This is a genomic window from Vibrio sp. V08_P9A1T1, assembly GCF_963874405.1.
GTDB lineage: Bacteria > Pseudomonadota > Gammaproteobacteria > Enterobacterales > Vibrionaceae > Vibrio > Vibrio anguillarum.
Genome location: NZ_CAWNIB010000182.1, coordinates 1 through 3,365 on the forward strand (window position 1 = coordinate 1; position 3,365 = coordinate 3,365).

The window sequence follows — 3,365 nt, forward strand, 5'->3', positions numbered from 1 at the left end:
CTCAAAACTAGGTTCGGTGAAGGTTAGCGATTACGCAAACGTTTAATGTCTATCACATAAAATTTATCGCACTTTTTGTTGATAGAAATATTGATTTGTTTTGTGAATGTTTTGGCTATAAAAAAACCCGTCTTAAGACGGGTTTCGAAGATGGTCGGCATCAATTTTACTTTTTGCCTTGAGTCATTTGTTTATCTTTATCGGTCAGCTCGCGAATACGACGGCTAATATCACGGCGCTCTTTTGAAATTTCTGCGCTTTTGATGATGTGATCATCGACGCGATCTTCGTAATCGGCTTTCATGTTATTGATGATCGCCATGACTTCTTCGTGGGTCATATCCGGTTTCATGTAATCGAGTAAGTTTTCAAGCAATTCAACTCTTTTACGGTTATCACGAACTTTTTTCTCGTTATCTAGCAGTTCACGTTTCAGTTTATTTTTACGGCGAGCTTGGTTAACAATTTCAAATACGATACTCATAGGTTCCTTTTCCCAACTTGAATGTCAATGCCATTGATTAAATCATATCGAGCTGATTCATAACAGCCTTTAGATCAATCCTGACTCACTCTTGATTAAGAAATAATCACTCTAGTCATGAGTGATTGTATTGGTACGGATAGGCGCTATATCATGTACCTTTCAAATCGCTATCTTATGGTATTTAGAGATGCAACTTTCAGAAATTTTAGTACCTAAAAGAAAGGATGTACCTGCAAACGCTGAACTGCATCACAGTGTTAAATTGCGTGAAGCTTATATTAGCGAACGTGAGAAGCTGGAGATGACCGAGTTAGAGTTAAACCGTGCAAAGATTGTGATGATTGATAGCAATGGGAAAATCATCCGAATTTCACTGTTGTTAGAACACTAATGCAACATCGATTGTGGCCTCGATTAGGAAACTCCGCTTAGAAAAAAGGAAATTATAATGAACATTGAGCTCTCTCCCCTAGAAGCACGAATTATTGGCTGCTTAATTGAAAAAGAAGTGACCACGCCTGATTACTACCCATTAACGCTCAACAGCTTGACCACCGCATGTAACCAAAAAAGTAACCGTGAGCCAGTGCTGTCATTAACCGAAGCTGAGGTTCAAGATGCCGCTGAGGGCTTGATCGCTCGTCACCTGATGAGTGATGAAAGTGGTTTTAATAGCCGAGTGAGCAAATATCAGCACCGTTTCTGCAACACCGAATTTGGCGATTTAAAGCTGTCAAATCAAGAGCTTGGTTTGGTGTGCTGCATGCTGCTGCGTGGGCCACAAACGCCGGGAGAGTTGCGCACTCGCACTAACCGATTATGCAGTTTTACCGATGTAAAAGAAGTCGAAACTATTCTAGACGGTTTAGCCAACCGTGAATCAGGCCCGCTGGTGGTGAAGCTGCCGCGTGAACCGGGTAAGCGAGAGTCGCGTTATCAACATCTCTTTTCTGGAGAGGTTGACGTTGAAAGTTTAGAGCAAACCTTTGCTCATGCTCCGGAAGGTGGCGCGACTGCTCGTATTGATCAGCTTGAACATGAGGTTCACGCATTAAAAAATGAAGTCGCCGAGTTACGCGCTTTGGTAGAAAGCTTACTGTAAGTGAATAAGGTTTCCCACAAAGATAGCCCGGACTGGTGGGTTTATTTGGTTCGAACCCGCCATCAAGCACTGTATTGCGGTATTACAACGGATGTTGAACGACGCTTTGTACAACACCAAACAGGGAAGGGTGCAAAAGCGTTACGAGGTAAAGGGCCGTTATTATTGGTTTGGTCTCAACGTGTAGAAGGCGGTAAAAGCCTCGCTTTAAAAACTGAGCTAGCGATTAAAAAACTGACCAAATTGCAAAAAGAACAGTTGGTGGCAGGGCAAGAGAATGTTCATTTCTCTGTTAGTGGCATGGATGATTTTGGTGACGATTAGGTTTGGTCAGCGGCATTATTCGCCAATTTCATGTGCAATGTAAAAAATTGTATTAACCTTGTTTAGGGAATAATAACAACAAGGTTGGTTGCAATATGAACAGTTACAACAAATGGTCAGTGGTCTCGTTGCTCTTGTTGGCTTGTGCTTCTGCACAAGCGGCGAACACGATAGCTGACGCACGTGGTAATGGAATGGGGAATACTGGCGTAACAACGGCCGATTATCTGCTAGCCCCATTCTATAATTCTGCTTTGGTGGCCGTGTATCGGAATAATGACACGTTTGGCGTGCTTTTCCCTGCGATAGGTGGTGCGGCTAGAGACCCAGACAAAAGCCTAAAATCCATTGATGACCTGCAAGATAGCATCAAAGCGTTTGAAAATTCCGGTACACCCAATCAAAGTGATATTGATAAACTCAATCAGTATTTAGACCAGCTTGCCGATGACAAACCTCTTGCAGCATCGGCGGGCATTGGTATGGCGATAGCAATTCCTCTCGATCTAGTTTCACTTAATATTTTTGCGCGTGGTCACGCGGAGGTGATTGCGCGTTCTGATATTGCGGCAAATACGGGTAATAGTGGCGCCGATGTTGAGAATCGCTACAAAAGCTCCACCGTTGATCTGATTGCATTTGGTTACTCAGAATTTGGCCTAGCACTGGCCAAAATATACAACATTCGTGGCCAACAATTTTCATTTGGCATTACGCCAAAAATTCAACAATTAAGAACCTATAAGCAAAATGTTTCGGTAAAAGAATTCGATCTTGCTGATTATGACAAAAGCGAAACGAACGATAATGCCTTCAACCTTGATTTAGGGGCTGTGTGGTTAATTAACGATTTCCGAGTGGGTGTTGCGGTAAAGGATCTTTTTGCTCAAGAATTAAAAACCATTGATGGTTTAAGCTCGTATGATTTGGATACGCAAGTCACAATCTCGGGTGGATATGTCACTGAGTTTTTCACTGCTGCAATCGATTTAGATGCAACAAAGCAGAGTCGTTTCCAAGACCAAAAAGATGATACACAATACCTACGCTTTGGCTTAGAAGGTAATGCTTGGGGATGGGCGCAGCTTCGTGCGGGTTATGAAATCGATTTAGAAGATACTTTGGACAACGCCGTGACGTTTGGCATTGGCATCAGCCCCGGAGATCTTGTCAGTTTCGATCTTGCAGGAAACTATGCTGGAGATAATCAATTTGGCATTTCTGGAAATTTAGCTTTCACCTTTTAAGTATAGGAAAGCATTCTGATGCTTTTGTTTAGTAAATGAGCGGTTATGAGTGCAAGTCAGCTTTTTTAGTGGTTTGCACTATCATTTATGAGGAACATACTTAATAATCAAGATGATATACGGGCTACTTGTTTGATCCTTCATTGGGTAGTCCGAGAATATGACGAGTACGAAATCAGCCATTGTGTGTCATTAAATCCAGAAG

General features: G+C 42.3%; 5 protein-coding genes. 4 read left to right on the top strand and 1 reads right to left on the bottom strand.

Going from position 1 to position 3,365, the window contains the following annotated elements:
• Positions 1-166 precede the first annotated feature (166 nt).
• Positions 167-484, bottom strand: coding sequence for a DUF496 family protein (locus AACT21_RS07990; protein ID WP_010319897.1), 318 nt, complete (start codon positions 482-484; stop codon positions 167-169).
• A 190-nt stretch (positions 485-674) separates the two neighbouring features.
• On the opposite strand from AACT21_RS07990, the gene AACT21_RS07995 reads away from it, so the two are divergent.
• The 4 genes from AACT21_RS07995 (at position 675) to AACT21_RS08010 (ending at position 3,160) form a co-directional block, all read left to right on the top strand.
• The gene (locus tag AACT21_RS07995; RefSeq protein WP_026028336.1) at positions 675-878 is read left to right on the top strand and encodes a hypothetical protein; all 204 of its coding nucleotides are present in this window, start codon (positions 675-677) and stop codon (positions 876-878) included.
• A gap of 57 nt (positions 879-935) precedes the next feature.
• The gene (locus AACT21_RS08000; RefSeq protein ID WP_088733427.1) at positions 936-1,589 is read left to right on the top strand and encodes a YceH family protein; all 654 of its coding nucleotides are present in this window, start codon (positions 936-938) and stop codon (positions 1,587-1,589) included.
• Positions 1,590-1,913, top strand: a complete 324-nt coding sequence (locus AACT21_RS08005) for a GIY-YIG nuclease family protein (RefSeq protein ID WP_013867913.1) — start codon at positions 1,590-1,592, stop codon at positions 1,911-1,913.
• 95 nt (positions 1,914-2,008) lie between these two features.
• Positions 2,009-3,160: a conjugal transfer protein TraF gene (locus AACT21_RS08010; protein ID WP_094164564.1), complete on the top strand. Its 1,152-nt coding sequence runs from the start codon at positions 2,009-2,011 to the stop codon at positions 3,158-3,160.
• The last annotated feature ends 205 nt before the right edge of the window (positions 3,161-3,365 follow it).

Bases quoted from the DNA above. Each gene is read 5' to 3' on its own strand.
- AACT21_RS07990 (WP_010319897.1), bottom strand. From the start codon at position 484: ATGAGTATCGTATTTGAAATTGTTAACCAAGCTCGCCGTAAAAATAAA.
- AACT21_RS07995 (WP_026028336.1), top strand. From the start codon at position 675: ATGCAACTTTCAGAAATTTTAGTACCTAAAAGAAAGGATGTACCTGCA.
- AACT21_RS08000 (WP_088733427.1), top strand. From the start codon at position 936: ATGAACATTGAGCTCTCTCCCCTAGAAGCACGAATTATTGGCTGCTTA.
- AACT21_RS08010 (WP_094164564.1), top strand. From the start codon at position 2,009: ATGAACAGTTACAACAAATGGTCAGTGGTCTCGTTGCTCTTGTTGGCT.